Source organism: Kitasatospora sp. GP30, assembly GCF_029892145.1.
Lineage (GTDB): Bacteria > Actinomycetota > Actinomycetes > Streptomycetales > Streptomycetaceae > Kitasatospora > Kitasatospora acidiphila.
The window spans coordinates 35932-51790 of sequence record NZ_JARZAH010000015.1; the positions used below are offsets into that span (position 1 = coordinate 35932).

Here is a 15859-nt window from a genome sequence, read left to right on the forward strand (position 1 = left end):
GACATTTTATGGCACTGTTGGTGAGAGATCCGGTGGGAGGCAGCAATGAAGGCGGTCGTGTTCGAGGATGTGGGCCGGGCGGGGATCCATGACCGCGCGGTGCCGTCGTTCGATGCCCACGACGTCCTGGTCAAGGTGGCGGCCACCGGCATCTGCGGCACGGACCGGGCGATCCTGCTGGGCGAGTTCCCCGCGCGGCGGGGCGTGGTGCTGGGGCACGAGGCGGTCGGCGCGGTGGCCTCGGTGGGGGCCGCGGTCGCCGCGGTGGCGCCGGGCGACCGGGTGGTGATCAACCCGACGTACCACTGCGACCGGTGCCGCCCCTGCCGCCGGGGCATGCCGGCCCACTGCGGGGCGAAGACGGGCCGGGAGGTCGGCGTCGACCGGGACGGCACGATGGCCGACTTCGCCGTGGTGCCCGAGCGCTTCGTCCACCGGCTGCCCGCCGAAGTGCCCTACCGGCGAGGGGCCCTGGTGGAGCCGCTCGCCTGTGTGCTGAACAACCTGACGGCGGCCCGGCCGCGCTGGGACGACCGGGTGCTCGTGGTCGGCGCCGGTCCGATCGGTGCGCTGTGCGCGCTGGTCCTGGCCTGGCGCGGCGCCAGGGTCACACTGGCCGAGCGTGATCCGGGGCGGCTGGACATCGCCCGCCGGCTGCTGCCACGGGCGGTGCGGGTGCTGGCCACCGAGGAGGCGGCCGCGGCCGGCGCACCCGATGTGGTCATCGACACCACGGGAGCGCTGCCCGGTGACCTCCTGGGCACGGTGACGGCCGGGGGCACCGTCGTGGTGATGGGCGAACGGGAGGCCGCCGTCGCCGCCGTCCCGCTGCGGGCCCTGGTGACCAGAGGGATCCGCCTGGTGGGGGCCGGGCCGTACCGGCCGACGGACTTCGAGCTGGCGGTGGAGCTCGCGCGCGAACTGCCGCTGGAAGGGCTGGTGACCCATGTGCTGCCGCTCGAACGGTACGCCGAGGCCCTGACCCTGCTGGCCGCCACACCGGCCTCGGAGCCCGAGGGGTACAGCGCGATGAAGATCCTGCTCACCGCGGATGAAGGCGTTGCGCCATGAGTCCCGGGCGGCGGCCGTCCTTCGTGGACGGGACGCTGTGGCTGGACGGGCGCCCCCGGTTCCTCATCGCGGGCGAGTACCCCTACTACCGGGACGATCCCGAGCGCTGGGCGGCCAAGTTGGACAGCATGCGGGAAGCCGGCATCGAGGTGGTGACCTGCTACGTGCCGTGGCGGCACCACGAGATCGCCTGCGGCGACTTGTGCTTCGCCGGGGACGGCAACCGGGATCTGGTCGGCTTCCTGGAGCTGATCGCGGCGACCGGGCTGCTCGCGGTGCTGAAGCCGGGCCCCTTCGTCCATGCCGAGCTGCCCTTCGGCGGGCTGCCCGACCGGATCAGCCCGACCCTCGATCCGGGGCGGCACGCCGCCCGGTCGGCCGACGGCCGGCCGCTGCCCTACCAGCAGTTCGTACTGCCCTCGGCTCTCGACCCGGCGTACCTCGCGGACGCGACCGGTTGGCTGCGCGCCGTCGGCCTGCTCCTGCGGCCGTTCCTGCATCCGGGCGGTCCGGTCGTCGCCGTCCAGATCGGCAACGAGGGGCACTACGGGGAGACCGCCCTTCCGCTCGATGCGCTCGACTACTCGCAGCCGGGCGCCCAAGCCTTCGCCCGCTTCGCGCCCGGCGTGGCCGCGCCCACCCTGGCGGAGTTTCCTTGTTCCGCCAACGGTCTGCTCTCGCTGGCCAGTTGGGCGCGCTGGTCGGCCGAGTTGCTCGCCGCCGGGATGGCGGCGCTGGCCGAAGCTATCGGGCCGGACGTCCCCGTGTTCACCACGTACTCGCCGCCGGCCAGAACCGACCGCGACCCCGGCCGGGCAGCCGGCCGGTACGACGCCTGGCTGGTCAGGAACCGAGTCGGCGCGGTCACCGAACTGCCCCGTGCCTATACGAGCTGGACCGGCAATGTGATCTCCGATGAGGAGGCGCTGGTCAACTACGTCCTGGCGGCAAAGGGCGGGCGAGGTCCCAACATCGAGGAGAACTGGGGCCTTCGCTGGGCGGATTCGAGCTGCGCCTTCCCGGTGGTGCCGATTCATCACACCCTGCTCGGCGTGGCGTGCGGGGCGACCGGCGTCGCCGTCTATCCGGCCTGCGCGACCGCGGGTTGGGGCGAGCACCTTGCGGTGGCGCAGCCCGCCGGCGATTCCGGGCAGTTCGACCCGCCGTACGGGGATGCCGCCCCGATCCTGCTGGATGCGACACCTGGCCCGGCCTTCGCCGCGGTGCGGGTGCTGACCCACTTCCTGGCCGGGCGGCAGCATGAGCTGGCCGTCTCCCGCCCGGAGAACGGCGTGCGGTGGGGTGTCCATCCGACGTACGCGGCGGTCGGCGCCTGGGACTGGGCAATGAACTCCCGTGCCGGTCATGGGGACTGGCGGGTTCCATCGGCCGATCGGACGCTGGTGCCGTTCGTCGCCCACTGCCTGCGACGCAACCTGCCCTTCCAACTGGCGGAGTTGACCGGCCGCGTGGCGCTCGATCCCGCCGCCGGTCCACTGGTCGCCGCGTCGGGCCGCTTCATGGAGCGGGCCCTGCAGCAGCGGCTCGCACGGTTCGGCGAGCACGGCGGGTCGCTGCTGGTGATCGGCGAACTGCCAACGCTGGACGAGGACTTGCGCCCGTGCGTCGAGCTCGCTGATGCGATGGCGGGCCGGGTGCGGGTGGTGTCCGGCGACGGGCAGTCCATCGGGGCCACCGTCGAGGAGTGGCTGAACGAGAGCTGCGACGTGCCTGCGCGTGCCCGGCCGGGGGCGTGGCTCGAACTGCGCAGGACCACCGCGGATCCGCAGGAAGTGCTCGTCTTCCTCTTCAACCGCACAGGCGAACCGCTGCGGGCCCGGACCGTGTGCGGGGAGCGCGTCGTCGCGGCGGACCTGGTCGGCGGCGGGTGTGCCGTCGTCCAGGTGTCGCACGGACGGCTCGGGGCCTGCTACGTGAAGGGGCTGAACGAGCAGACCGGCGACGGGGTACCGGTCCGGGTGCGGGTGGGACGCGATCTGCTCCGCACGGACCGGCCGTGCGACCTGTCCGCCCTGCGCGGTCCGAGCGACCTGTCCGCCCTGCGCGGGCCGGGCGATGGCCCGCGTGGTGGCGGTGGCGAGCGGGGCGAGGACCTGGCTGCCGAGCGTGGCCCGGGTGGCTTCGAGGTGCGTACCGTCGCGGTGCGGGGCGAGGCCCGCGTGGTGCTGCCGGAGATCCCATGACCCCGTCGTCCCAGGCTGAGACGGTTGGCGTCGATGTCGGCGCGACCAAGATCGCGGCAGTGCGGCTGACGGCTGACGGCACGGTGTCGGCCCGGGCGCGCCGGGCCACCCCGCGCCGCACGGCGGTCGAACTGGTCGCCGTCATCGGCCAGTTGGTGGCGGAGGTGGGCGGCGAGCGGGTCACCGCGGTCGGCGTCGGGCTGCCGGGGATGGTCGACGCGGCTACCGGGGCGCTGGTATTCGCGCCCGGCCTGGACTTCGCGCGAGCCCCGCTGCGGGCGATGATCGCGGATGCCCTGGGACTGCCCGTGGTGGCGGACAACGACGCCAATGCCGCCGCGTGGGCCGAGTACCGGCTCGGCGCGGGGCGGGGCCACGAGCACCAGGTGCTGGTGACACTGGGCACCGGTCTGGGGTGCGGCGTGGTCGTCGCCGGGCGGCTGCTGCGCGGCGCGCACGGTTTCGCTGCCGAGGCCAGCCATCTGACGGTCGATCCGCTGGGGCCGCCGTGCGAATGCGGGAAGCGCGGGTGCTGGGGTGTGTCGGCGTCCGGCGCCGCCATCGCGCGCCTGGGGCGACAGGCGGCTGCGGCCCGTCCGGCGTCGCTGCTGGCCCGCCTGCTCGGCGACGGCTCGCGGGGTGGGGGTGCGGGTGCGCGGGGTGCGGGGGATGCGGGTAGGGCTGCGCGGGATGCGGGTGGGGCTGCGCGGGATGCCGACGGGGACGCGCAGCACGCGGGCGTAGGATCGTGGGATGCGGGCGAGGCGGTCACCGAGGCCGCTCGCGGCGGCGATGCCGAGGCCCTGGACATCCTGGAGCGGGTGGGGACGCTCACCGGCACCGGGCTGGCCGCCCTGGCCAATGTTTTCGACCCCGCCGTACTGATCGTGGGCGGCGGTCCGGTCGCCGCAGGAGATCTCCTGCTCGCGCCCGCGCGGGCCTCGTTCGCCCGGCAGCTGTACTCCCCCGGTGACCGCCCGGCCGTGCCCGTGCTGCCGGCACACTTCGGGGCCGATGCCGGTGCGATCGGCGCGGCGCTGCTGGCGATCGAGACGACGACGTGAGACGCCAGGGGTCGCACTACAGCGCCTTGAGCAATGGCCCCGCTACGGCGCCTTGAGCAGCGGCAGGACCACCTCGTCGAGGATCTCGGCGATCACCGCATCGTCCGGGACCTCGCCGCTCACCAGGAAGGCGTCGCGGAGCAGGCTCAGCGGCAGGGAGACGGCGCGCCTGGTCAGGCGGGCCGGGTTCACCTCACCGCGGTCCGCGGCGCGGCGCATCATGGCCTCCAGGGTGTCCACCGGGCCGAAGGCCAGCAGGCCGGCGCGGAAGCGGGAGCGCAGTTCGGGAACGCGCAGCATGTCGACCATCAGGCCGTGGACGGCTGCCAGCGGCAGGTCGTCGAAGCGGTGCAGCAGCCGGCCCAGGAAGGTCTCCAGGTCGGATCTCAACTCGCCGGTGTCGGGCGGCTCCTGGTAGTCGGGGGCATTGTGGTCGAGTGCCGCCATGACCAGTTCCGCCCGGTTCGACCAGCGGCGGTACAGCACCGGCTTGCTGGTCCGGGCCCGGAGTGCGACGCCGTCCATGGTGAGCGTGTCGTAGCCGTGTTCGGCGAGCTCGGCCCAGACGGCGTCGAGGATCGCCCGCTCCAGCTCGTCACCGCGTCGGCGCGACGTCCTGCCGCCCTCAGTCGTGTTGGTCGCCATGGATCCCGCACCAGGTTCAGTAGATACGTTGCGTTTCTTATCAAGGTCAGTCTACAGTCGAAGACAGGAAACGCGCCGTATCTTATTCGCAAAGGGGTACAGCCATGCGCACCAGTCGATCGACCGAGGTCCTCATCGTCGGCGCCGGCCCGGTAGGCCTCGCGCTCGCGGTCACACTCGCCCGGAGCGGTGTCAACTGCCGTGTGATCGAGCGGGATTCAAGGTTCCGTGAGCACAGTCTCCGAGCCCGGGGCATCAACCCGCGCACCCTGGAGGTCTTCGACGACCTCGGCATCGTCGACGAGATCTACGCCCGCGGCGAGCTCAACCTCAAGATCCGCAGCTACCAGGGTCCCCGGATCGTCAGCGAGACCGACCCGGCTGCAGCCAACTCCCCCACCCCCGACCGCCCGTACCTGGGCATGATGATGCTCGCCCAGCACCACACCGAGGCCGTGCTGCGCGGCCGACTGGCCGACTACGGCGTCAAGGTGGAGCTGGACACCGCACTGGTCGACTACACCCAGGACGCGGAGCAGGTCACCGCCACCGTCCGACACGGCGAGCACAGCGAGCAGATCACCGCCCGCTACCTGATCGGCTGCGACGGTGGCCGCAGCACCGTCCGCAAGCTGACCGGCATCCCGTTCCTCGGCGAGACCTGGGACGAGGAACGGTACCTGATGGCCGCCGTGCACCTAGACGGGCTGGACATGGACTACCTGCACCTCTGGGAGGACGCTGAATTCGGTGTCGGCGCCCTGGCGTTGATCCCCCTCCGGTCCGACGGCAACTGGGCCATCAACGCCGCGGTGCGACCGGACCGGCACGGCGAGGTGCCCGAGCCCACGCTACCCGTCTTCCGCCGGCTCTTCGCCGAACGGGCCGGCCTGCCCGGGGTCGAGCTGCGCGACCCGGTGTGGTCGACTGTCTGGCGGCCGACCGTCCGCATGGTCGAGCGGTACCGCAGCGGCCGGGTGTTCCTCGCCGGTGATGCCGCGCACTGCCACTCCGCGGCCGGCGGCCAAGGCATGAACACCGGGATCCAGGACGCGCACAATCTGGGCTGGAAGCTGGCGGCCGTGCTGCGCGGCGCCCCGGACGCGCTGCTCGACAGCTACCAGGCCGAGCGGCTGCCGGTGGCCCGGGCGGTGCTCGACGCCACCACGGTCCAGCACCGGGCGCTGTTCAGGGAGGGCGGCGCGAACGCCCTGGCCGACCAGTTCCGCAACCGGACCAGCACGGCGGGCTCCGACTTCAGCGGCCTGTCCATCGCCTACCGGGGCGGACCGCTCAGCCGCGACCTCGACGGCTCCACCAGCGTCCGGGCCGGCGACCGCGCCCCGGACGCCCCCTGCCGCACCGCCGACGGGCAGCCGGTCCGCCTCTTCGACCTCTTCCGCGGCCCGCACTTCACCCTGCTCCACTTCGGCGACCGGCCCCCGTTGCCCGGCCTGCCGAGCTTCCCCCTGCTGCGCCAGGAGACCGTTCACGACCCCGCCGGTCACGCCCGCCGCGCCTACGGCGTCACGGGCGACGCGGTGGTACTGGTCCGCCCGGACGGCTATGTGGCATTGACGAGCGGGACAGCGGACCTGAGCCAAGTCAGCTCCCACGTCGCCGAGTTGGTCATCTGACCGGCAACAACCAGGCCCACCGCCCGGCCAGCGCGCCACTGGGCAGCGCACCAGAGCAGTGCCAACGTCCACGAGTTGGTCCGCCGACCGGCAACACCCGGGCTACCGCCCAGCGGGGGCGCTGCCGATCAGCAGCGTGGCAGGGTGTCGCGCCGGGGCAGGCGAGAGCAGTGGGGGAACGCGGAGACGGCGTTTCTCAGGACGCCCCGCAGAGGGCTCGCTGGTACGTTCGCACCGCCCGCTGCCCCCGTCAAGGGTCTGGACCATTCTCCCCGAACTGGCCTCAGAGCACGTCCGCCAGGAACTGCCGCAACCGCGAGCTGCGCGGGTCGCCGAACACCGCCTCCGGCGCACCCGCCTCCACCACCACACCGCGGTCCATGAAGGCGATCCGGTCGGCCGCCTCGCGAGCGAAACCCATCTCATGGGTGACCACCACCATGGTCATGCCCTGGCGACCCAGGTCCGCCATCAACCCCAGGACACCCTTGACCAGTTCGGGATCGAGCGCCGAAGTGGCCTCGTCGAAGAGCATCACCCGGGGCGCCATCACCAGCGCCCGGGCGATCGCCACCCGCTGCTGCTGGCCGCCGGAGAGCCTCCCCGGGCGCACCTCGGCCTTGTGGCGCAAACCGACCAGGTCGAGCTGGCGCCGGGCGGTCTCGACCGCCTCCTCCTGGGAGAAGCCGCGCAGCTTGCGCAGCGGCAGGGTCAGGTTGCGCTCCACGCTGAGGTGCGGAAAGAGGTTGAACTGCTGGAACACCATGCCGACTTGGCGGCGCAACTGGTCCGGATCGCGGCGCAGCACGCTCTCGCCGTCCAGCAGGATGTCGCCGCGATCGGGCTCCAGCAGCCGGTTGACGGCCCGCAGCAGCGTGGACTTGCCGGACCCGGACGGGCCGATCACGCAGAGGGTTTCACCGCTCGGCACGTCGATGTCCACACCGAGCAGGATCGGATTGCCGCCGAGCGACAGGTGCAGGTCGCGGATGGTCAGGCTGACCGGGGTGAAGTCGGTGGCTCGCGGGTCAGGCACGGGTGGCTCCCTCGGGGGCGACAGTGGGCTCGGCCGGACCGGCGGGTCCGACCAGCCCACTCGGAACGACCGGCTCGGTCGGCTCGGCCGGATCGGCGGGTACGACCGGCCCAGTCGGATCGACGGGCCCGACCAGCCCGGGCAGCTCGGCCGCCGGGTCCTCGGCCACTCGCCGCCCGTGCCGCAGCCGCCGGTCGACCACATTGACCAGGTGCGTCAGCGGCACGGTCAGCAGCAGGTAGAACAGCCCGGCCAGGACCAGCGCGGACTCGTTGCCGGTGTTGGCGGCGGAGTCCTGGCCGATCCGGAACAGGTCGCGCTGGCCTGCCGTCAGCCCGAGGAAGTAGATCAGGCTGGAGTCCTTGACCAGCGCGATCAGCTGGTTGACCCAGGCCGGCAGCACCCTGCGGACACCCAGCGGGATGATCACCAGTCGCATCGCCGCCGGGTAGGAGAACCCGAGCGCTCGGGCCGCCTCCAACTGGCCTGCCTCCACGCTCTGGATGCCGGAGCGGAAGATCTCGCCGAAGTAGGCAGCCGCGATCAGCGAGAGTGCCAGGATGCCGAGCGGATACGGGTCCGGCCCCCAGACGGCCAGCGCCTGCGGGGCCAGGCCCACCCCGATCAGCAGGATCGTCACAGCGGCCGGCATGCCGCGGAACACATCGGTGTAGAGCCTGGCCGGCCAGCGCAGCCATCGTGTCCGCGCCGTCCCGGCGACCGCCAGCGGCAGCCCCAGCAGGGTGCCGGCGGCCGCCGAGGAGGCGGCGAGGATCAGCGTGTTGGGCACGCCGGTCGTGAGCAGATCGGAGATCGCGGAACGCATCGATCCCCAGTCGAAGAACGTTTCCACCAGCGTGCTCAACTGGTCCACGTCGTCCTCCTGTCGGTCGCAGGAACGGGAGTTGTCGGGTCAGCGCTTGATCAGGGCGTCGCGGGGGCGCTCGCCCCGGTCACCGGCGGGAAGGCCACCGACCCGCTGCCGGGCTTGAAGTCGGCCGGCACTGGCCGCCCCGGGTAGTACTGCTCCTGCAGCTTGGTCCAGGTGCCGTCCTTGATCACCTCGTCCAGGCCCTTGTTCAGCGCTTCAAGGAGCTTGGGCCGGTCATGCGCCACCGCGAACGCGGTCGGCGCCGGGCTGAGCCGCTTCTGCGCCAGCACCACCTTGCCGCCGCTGTCCGCCGCGCTCTTCTCGCCGATCTCGGCGGGCGCGATCCAGGCCTGCGCGGCACCGGACTTCAGCTGGTTGAGCGCACTGTTGTAGTCGGGCACCCGCACCGGGTTGAGGTTGTTCTTGGTCGCGTAGTCGTCCTGCACCGTGCCCTGCACGACCACCACGCGCTTGCCCGAGAGCTGGTCGAAGCTGCTGACCGAGGAGCCGGTCGGCACGTCGAGACCGAAGTAGCCGAAGTCGTAGCCGTTGGTGAAGTCGACCGTCTTCTTCCGGGCGTCGGTGACGGTGATGGACGAACTGCCCACGTCGAACTTGTGGTTGGCCACCTGGGAGAGCAACGCGGAGAAGTCGGTGGCGGCGAACTGCACCTTGAGGCCCGCCTTGGCGGCGACGGCGGTGAACAGGTCGTTGTCGAATCCGGTGAACTTGCCGTCCTTGAGGTAGACGTTCGGGGGCGCGTCGGAGAGCGTGCCGACGTGTATCGTCCCCGGCTCCACCAGCTGGTAGGGGTTGCCGGCCGAACTGCCCGACGAGCCGTTGCCACAGGCGGCGAGCGACACCGCGGCGGCGACGGCGGTGAGAATGCTGAGGGTGCTGACGAGCGGGCGCGAGCGCACGGGTGCTCCTGGAGGAAGGCGGCTGCACACGGCAGCACCACGCGCTCAGGCAGCCCGGGGCCGGTGGCCCACGGGACGCTGGCACGGGTGAACGACCGTACGCGGCAACGCGGTTGTTAAAGAAGCTTGCCAAGGAAGGCTGTTGGAGAAGGCTGCTGATGCAGCGGGCCGGAAACGGGCCGGAAAGGGCGAAAAGCCGACAGCCGACGTCCGAGGACGGCTGCGAAATGGGGTCAGCGGTTGGCGCGACAGCTCATCGCCGTCACGCGGCGCAGGTCGACATGCCTGCGGGAAACCAGAAAACCAGCCATGGCGGCACTATGCGGGCTGATCAGCGGCGGAGTCAAGTCCGTGCACGTCAGCGGCCGCCGGGCCGCGATCTGACGATCCGTCAATCAGCCGACGTGGCGGGACATGGTGCCGCAGGATCGGACGGCCCGCGCAGCTGGCCTCGCTGCGATGCGATCCGACGGCAGCGCCGCACCCAGGAAACTCGGATGGCCACGTCATCCGGATGTTCCGTGTATCTTCTAGCTCAAGCGAGGGAGGGAGTCGCACATGGTCCGATTGACTCGAACTCAGCAGCAGGAGCGCACTCGGGTGGCCGTGCTGGCCGCGGCGAAGGCGGAGTTCACCGAGCACGGGTATGCCGAGGCGAAGGTCGACCGGATCGCCGAGCGCGCCGACTTGACCCGTGGCGCGGTGTACTCCAACTTCCCGAGCAAGCGCGCGCTCTATCTGGCGGTCCTGATCGACGCGGTCGAGCGCAGCCCGAGCCAGGTCCCGACGACCTCGCCGCCGTCGATTGCCGCGGCGCTGGGCGGATTCGCCCGCACCTGGCTGCACCGGCTCCCCCTGGCCGCCGCCGATCCCATGGCCCACCAGGTGCAACTATCCGCACTGGCCGCCGTGTTCGACGATGAGCCGGGCCGTGGCGCGCTCGCGCAGGTCTCCCGCCTGGAGGCGCTGCTACTCGCCCTTGCACTGGAGTCGCGGGCATCAGAAGGTGATGTGACGGCACGTCAGGTCCGCCGGGCCGAGCTGGTCCTGAGGTTGCTGAACGGGCCTGGTGCACTGGTCGAACCAGCACTAGGACTCGGCGATCCGTTCGACGTGGCGGATGCCTGCGAGCATCTGGGCGAGCTCCGGCTCGCCGACGCCTGGGCCCCGCCGCACCTGCCCCATGTGAGGCCGGCGCGAGCCTGCCGCGATCCGTGGACGCCGCCGGCCCAATTGCCCGATCTGCTCAGCGGCCGGCCGGCCGGATTCGCCGACGACGGTGTGATCGCCGTACTCGGCACCAGCCGGTTGGCCGCGGCCGAGGAACTCGTCCGCGCCGCCCGCCCGGGCGACCAGGTCACCATCGCCGTGGTGACCGGCGACCCCGCCGAGACCGGACGCCTGGTGCGGCTCAGGATCAGCGATTTCACCCACTGCCTGCGGCACGCATTCGCCCCGGACGCCTGGCCGCGCCTCCAACTCGTCCTGGACGACCGTGCCCTGGTCGCTGCGGCGGTTGGCGCACCGCACGCTGACGACGCCACCGAGTACGCCGTTCGCGTCAGCAGCAGCCAACTCGTCGCCCGTGCCGACGGACGGGGCGCCGCGCACGCCGCAGCCAGCGCCGATGCCCACCACACCACACCACGTGAGGCCGCGAAATGACCCAGTCCGTCTCGCCACATGCCACCGGCTCCGACCTGCTGGTGCTTCACGCCCTTCGCTGCATCGGCTTCTCAGGCCTCTCCGGGGTCGCTGCGGCCACCGGACTCCCGGAGTCCGATGTCGAGTCGGAGCTGATCGACCTCGCCGTGGCCGGACTGGTGACGCACCTGGCCGGCCCGTTCGGTGGGTGGGGCATCACGGATGCCGGTCGGGTAGAGGACGCCCGGCGGATCACCGAGGAGTTGGACGCGGCCGATGCCCGGGCCGTGGTGGCCGGGGCCTTCAACGGCTTCCTGGTGCTCAACCCCGAACTGCTCGACCTCTGCACGGCCTGGCAAACCCGCTCGATCGACGGTTCGACGATCCTCAACGACCACTCCGACCAGGCTTACGACACCCGGGTGTTGGAGCGGCTCGCAGATCTCGACCGCCGTGCCGACGCCGTCTGCGCCGAACTGTCCGCGGCAATGCTGCGGTTTCAGCGCTACCGCACCCGGCTCGCCGATGCGCTCACTCGTGCCAAGTCCGGTGAGCTGGACTATGTCACGGACGGCACTGCCTCCTACCACACCGTGTGGTTCCACCTGCATGCGGACCTGCTCGCCACCCTGGGCCTGCCTCGGCACTGACGTCACCGAGAAGGCAACCCGATGTCCTGGATTCACCCCATCTCAGCGGAAGTTGAGGAAACGGCCGAGGCCCTTGGCGGCAAGGGACACGGCCTGGTCATCCTGCGGCGCCTCGGCTTGCCCGTGCCGCCGGGTTTCGTCATCGGTACGGCGGCATGCCGCGCCTTCCTGCGCGACGGCCGGCTCCCGGACGGACTCGACGCCGAACTGGCGGACGCTCTCTCCGGTTTGGAGGCCGCCACCGGGCGCAAGCTCGGCGGCACCGAGCGCCCGCTCGCGGTGGCGGTGCGGTCAGGGAGCAGCGTGTCGATGCCCGGCATGATGAGCACCGTCCTCAACCTCGGTCTCACCGACGCGGCCACCACTGCGCTGGCGGCGGAGACGGCAGATCCTAGGTTCGCGCTCGACTCCCGTCTGCGGTTCCTATCGAGCTACGCGACGGAGGTGCTCGGTCTGGAGCGGGAGACTCTGGCAGCCATCGCACAGCGGGTAGGAACCGCCGTAGTGGTCAGGAACGTTGAGGACACTATCCGCACACGCACCGGTGAGCCGGTCGGGGAGGATGCCGCCCGGCACCTGGAGCGCGCCATCGCGGCCGTCTTCTCGTCCTGGGACACTCCGCGAGCGATCACCTACCGTGCGCTGCACGACATTCCGGCCGACCTCGGCACCGCCGTGACCGTCCAGGCGATGGTGTTCGGCAACCGCGACGGCCGCAGCGGGACGGGGGTCGCGTTCAGCCGCGACCCCAACACCGGCGAACCGGTGCCATTCGGCGAGGTCCTGTTCGGCCATCAGGGCGAGGAGGTCGTCTCGGGCCGGTCGCTGACCTCACCGCTGCGGGAGCTGGCCGAGCGGGAGCCGGCCGTTTGGGCGGGCCTGCTGGACGCCCTGGAGCGGATCGAAGCGCACTACCGCGATGCCTGCTATGTTGAATTCACCTTCGAGGCCGGTCAGTTGTGGCTGCTTCAGGTGCGGCCCGGGCGGCTGGTCGGACGAGCCGCGGTCCGCGTCGCGGTCGACCTCGCCGATGCGGGCACGATCGAGCGCTCCGAGGCGCTGCTGCGGATCACCCCGCAGCAGCTGCGCCAGGTGCGCACACCCCGGATCGCTCCGGACGATGCGGCCGACGTTCTCGCTCGCGGATTGGGCGCCTCGCCCGGCGTCGCGGTGGGCCGAGTGGCCACCAGCGCCGACAGCGCGGCCCGGATGGCAGCGCAGGGCCCGGTGGTGCTGGTGCGACCGGAGACCTCGCCACTGGACATGCACGGCCTGGCCGCCGCCGTGGGCATCGTGACCAGCCGGGGCGGGCCGACCAGCCACGCCGCCGTCGTCGCACGGTCGTTGGGCAAGCCCGCGGTCGTCGGGGCTGCCGGTCTCACGGTGGATGCGGCGGCCGGCGCACTCCGGGTGGCCGGCCGGACGCTCCCCGAGGGCACCCTGATCGCCCTCGACGGCACCAGCGGGGAGGTCGTCGTCGGCCGTCCCCGTGTCGTGGACGCCGGCACCGACCCTCGGCTGCACCGGCTGCTCGCCTGGGCCGACGAAGTCGCGGGCAAGGGCGGTGACTTCGAGAGCGGCGAGTTCGGTCGCGACGAGTTCGAGCGTGACGAAGCCGCCCGACTCACTGCGGCTCAGGCCGTGCTCCGCCGGTCGACGCCCGGCTAGTTCGCGCCGCGGTGGGGCCCGCTCCCAGGCGGGAGCGGGCCCTTGGCGCGGCTACCTGCCGAGCCCCGCCGGTGCGGGGGCGTACCCGGCCGGACGGGTGGTGAAGGTGCCGCGGCCCTGGGTGCGGCCGCGCAACCGCGAGGCGTAGCCGAACAGTTCGGCCAGCGGAACGATCGCGGTCAGCACCGCGGTGCCCGCCCGGCCGACCTGGCCGAGGATCCGCCCGCGCCGCGCCGCGAGGTCCCCGAGCACCCCGCCCACCGCGTCCTCCGGCACCGACACGGTGACCTCGACCACCGGTTCGAGGACCGCCATGGTGCAGCGCCGCAGCGCCTCACGCAGCGCCAGCCGGCCCGCCGTGCGGAAGGCCAACTCCGAGGAGTCCTTCGGGTGCGTCGCCCCGTCGGTGAGCACCACCCGCAGGCCGGTCACCGGATGACCGCCGAGCGGCCCCTCGACCAGCGCGTCCCGGCAGCCGGCCTCGACCGCCCGGACGTACTCCTGCGGCACCCGCCCGCCAGTCACCGTCGATGCGAACTCGAATCCCTCCACCTCGTCGGATGCCGCCACATCGAGCACCAGGTGCGCGAACTGCCCCGCGCCGCCGTCCTGTTTGACGTGCCGGTACACCAGCCCGCCGACTCCCCGCACCACGGTCTCCCGGTAGGCCACCTGCGGGCGGCCGACCCCGACCTCCAGCCCGAGGTCCCGGCGGATCTTCTCCACCGCGACCTCCAGGTGCAGTTCACCCATCCCGGAGAGCAGCGTCTGACCGGTCTCCGGATCGGTGCGCACCTTGAGCGACGGGTCCTCCTCCACCAGCCGGGCCAGCGCGGTGGCCAGCCGGTCGGTGTCGGTGCCGCGGCGGGCCTCGACAGCGACGGAGACCACCGGCTCGGCGGTGCTGGGCGGTTCGAGGACCAGCGGCGCGCCCGGCACGGTCAGCGTCGCCCCGGGCCGGGCCGCCTTGACCCCGATCACCGCGACGATGTCGCCCGCCACCGCCTGCGCCACCTCCTCATGGCGGTCTGCCTGTACCCGCAGGATCCGGCTGACCCGCTCGGTGCGCCCGGTGGCCGCGTCCCACACGGTCTCCCCCTTCCGGATCGTGCCCGAGTACACCCGCACGAAGGTCAGTCGCCCGGTGGCCGTCGAGTTGACCTTGAACACCAGCGCGGCGAACGGTGCCGCCGGGTCGGCCGGCCGCTCCTGCTCGGCGCCGTCCACCGTGCCGCGCACCGGCGGCAGTTCGGTCGGCGCGGGCAGATAGGCGACCGCCGCGTCCAGCAGCGGTTCGATCCCGCGGTTGCGGTAGGCGGAGCCGCACAGCACCACCAGGCCGGCACCGCTGCGGGTCACCGTGCGCAGCGCCGCCGCGAGTGCCTCGGCGGTGAGCGTGCCGGTGTCGCAGTACTCCTCCAGTGCGGTCGGGTCGAGTTCGGCGACCGCCTCGGCGAGTTGCCGCCTTCGTTCCTGGGCAGTCGTCAACAGGGCTTCGGATACCGGTGTTTCGGTGCGTTCGCCGTTGCCGGACCAGCACAGGGCGCGCATCCGGACGAGGTCGACGACACCGGTGAAGCCGTCCTCGGCGCCGATCGGCAACTGGACCACCAGCGGCGTCGGGTGCAGCCGCTCCCGGATCGAGTCGACCGCCCGGTCCAGGTCGGCGCTGGCCCGATCGAGCTTGTTGACGAAGGCGATCCGGGGCACGCCGTGCCGATCGGCCTGGCGCCACACCGACTCGCTCTGCGGCTCGACTCCGGCCACGGCGTCGAAGACCGCGATCGCGCCGTCCAGCACCCGCAGCGACCGCTCCACCTCGTCGGCGAAGTCCACGTGGCCAGGGGTGTCGATGAGGTTGATCCGGTGACCGTCCCAGTCGCAACTGACCGCCGCCGCGAAGATGGTGATGCCGCGGTCGCGCTCCTGCGAGTCGAAGTCGGTGACGGTGGTGCCGTCGTGGACCTCGCCGCGCTTGTAGGTGGCGCCGGTGGTGTAGAGGATCCGCTCGGTGACGGTGGTCTTGCCCGCGTCGACATGAGCCAGGATGCCCAGGTTGCGAACGGTGGTCAGGGAGTTGGCGGTGGTGCGCACGGCCGTGCCTTTCAGCGGTGAGGTGGTGGAACGGGGCGGCGCGATGTGCCGGGACGAAGCCGTGTTCGGGCACGCGGTGCGTCCGTTGACGCGTGCTGCCCGTACGTGGACGCGTACTTGACGCGGTCGACGCGTGCTTGACGCGCCGGGCACGTACGTGACGCGCGGGCGCGTAGTTGACGCGCCGGGCACGTAGTTGACGCACCGGGCGCGCCGGTCAGGCGTTCGTCAGGCCCTGCGGTGCCGGGCGCGCAGCCGGCACCGGGCCCCCGAGGACACCAGGATCACCTCGTACCGGCCCCGGGGAACGACGACAGCGCAGCGGTCACGCATGGCTGGTCTCCCCTCGCTCGGC

The 15859-nt window shown here is 72.1% G+C and carries 12 protein-coding genes; 7 read left to right on the forward strand and 5 right to left on the reverse strand.

Annotated features, from left to right (window positions below; all coding sequences use genetic code 11):
• The first annotated feature begins 45 nt into the window (after nucleotides 1–45).
• Genes P3T35_RS21700 through P3T35_RS21710 form a run of 3 tightly spaced genes read left to right on the forward strand, consistent with a single transcriptional unit; the run spans nucleotide 46 to nucleotide 4339 of the window.
• A complete protein-coding gene (locus P3T35_RS21700) occupies nucleotides 46–1071 on the forward strand; it encodes an alcohol dehydrogenase catalytic domain-containing protein (RefSeq protein WP_101384045.1) in 1026 nt (341 codons plus the stop codon).
• Entirely contained in the window at nucleotides 1068–3275 is a 2208-nt protein-coding gene (locus tag P3T35_RS21705) for a beta-galactosidase (RefSeq protein ID WP_101384044.1), read from the forward strand. The genes P3T35_RS21700 and P3T35_RS21705 overlap by 4 nt, the downstream gene beginning before the upstream one ends.
• Entirely contained in the window at nucleotides 3272–4339 is a 1068-nt protein-coding gene (locus tag P3T35_RS21710) for an ROK family protein (protein WP_101384043.1), read from the forward strand. Before P3T35_RS21705 ends, P3T35_RS21710 begins: the two co-directional genes overlap by 4 nt.
• Before the next feature lie 42 nt (nucleotides 4340–4381).
• On the opposite strand, the gene P3T35_RS21715 is transcribed toward P3T35_RS21710, so the two are convergent.
• On the reverse strand, nucleotides 4382–4984 hold the full coding sequence (locus P3T35_RS21715; protein ID WP_101384042.1) for a TetR/AcrR family transcriptional regulator: 603 nt from the start codon (nucleotides 4982–4984) through the stop codon (nucleotides 4382–4384).
• Nucleotides 4985–5088: 104 nt separating this feature from the next.
• Between P3T35_RS21715 and P3T35_RS21720 the strand changes: the two genes are divergently transcribed.
• Nucleotides 5089–6621 carry an FAD-dependent monooxygenase gene (locus tag P3T35_RS21720; protein WP_101384041.1) on the forward strand — a complete coding sequence of 511 codons (1533 nt, stop codon included), beginning with the start codon at nucleotides 5089–5091 and terminating at the stop codon, nucleotides 6619–6621.
• 283 nt (nucleotides 6622–6904) lie between these two features.
• Here P3T35_RS21720 and P3T35_RS21725 read toward each other — a convergent pair whose 3' ends face one another.
• The 3 genes from P3T35_RS21725 to P3T35_RS21735 are packed head-to-tail and all read right to left on the reverse strand — an operon-like array spanning nucleotide 6905 to nucleotide 9448.
• Nucleotides 6905–7657: an amino acid ABC transporter ATP-binding protein gene (locus P3T35_RS21725; protein WP_101384040.1), complete on the reverse strand. Its 753-nt coding sequence runs from the start codon at nucleotides 7655–7657 to the stop codon at nucleotides 6905–6907.
• Nucleotides 7650–8531: an ABC transporter permease subunit gene (locus P3T35_RS21730; RefSeq protein WP_280707351.1), complete on the reverse strand. Its 882-nt coding sequence runs from the start codon at nucleotides 8529–8531 to the stop codon at nucleotides 7650–7652. Before P3T35_RS21730 ends, P3T35_RS21725 begins: the two co-directional genes overlap by 8 nt.
• Nucleotides 8532–8581: 50 nt before the next feature.
• Complete coding sequence (locus P3T35_RS21735) at nucleotides 8582–9448, reverse strand: ABC transporter substrate-binding protein (protein ID WP_101384039.1); 867 nt, start codon at nucleotides 9446–9448, stop codon at nucleotides 8582–8584.
• Between the two features lie 558 nt (nucleotides 9449–10006).
• On the opposite strand from P3T35_RS21735, the gene P3T35_RS21740 reads away from it, so the two are divergent.
• Genes P3T35_RS21740 through P3T35_RS21750 form a run of 3 tightly spaced genes read left to right on the forward strand, consistent with a single transcriptional unit; the run spans nucleotide 10007 to nucleotide 13410 of the window.
• Nucleotides 10007–11113 carry a helix-turn-helix domain-containing protein gene (locus P3T35_RS21740; RefSeq protein WP_101384038.1) on the forward strand — a complete coding sequence of 369 codons (1107 nt, stop codon included), beginning with the start codon at nucleotides 10007–10009 and terminating at the stop codon, nucleotides 11111–11113.
• Nucleotides 11110–11742, forward strand: a complete 633-nt coding sequence (locus P3T35_RS21745) for a transcriptional regulator (protein ID WP_101384037.1) — start codon at nucleotides 11110–11112, stop codon at nucleotides 11740–11742. The genes P3T35_RS21740 and P3T35_RS21745 overlap by 4 nt, the downstream gene beginning before the upstream one ends.
• A gap of 21 nt (nucleotides 11743–11763) precedes the next feature.
• Entirely contained in the window at nucleotides 11764–13410 is a 1647-nt protein-coding gene (locus P3T35_RS21750; protein ID WP_101384036.1) for a pyruvate, phosphate dikinase, read from the forward strand.
• A 51-nt stretch (nucleotides 13411–13461) separates the two neighbouring features.
• Here the strand turns inward: P3T35_RS21750 and fusA are convergent, their stop codons facing one another.
• Nucleotides 13462–15504, reverse strand: a complete 2043-nt coding sequence (gene fusA / locus P3T35_RS21755) for an elongation factor G (RefSeq protein ID WP_101384035.1) — start codon at nucleotides 15502–15504, stop codon at nucleotides 13462–13464.
• Nucleotides 15505–15859: the final 355 nt, after the last annotated feature.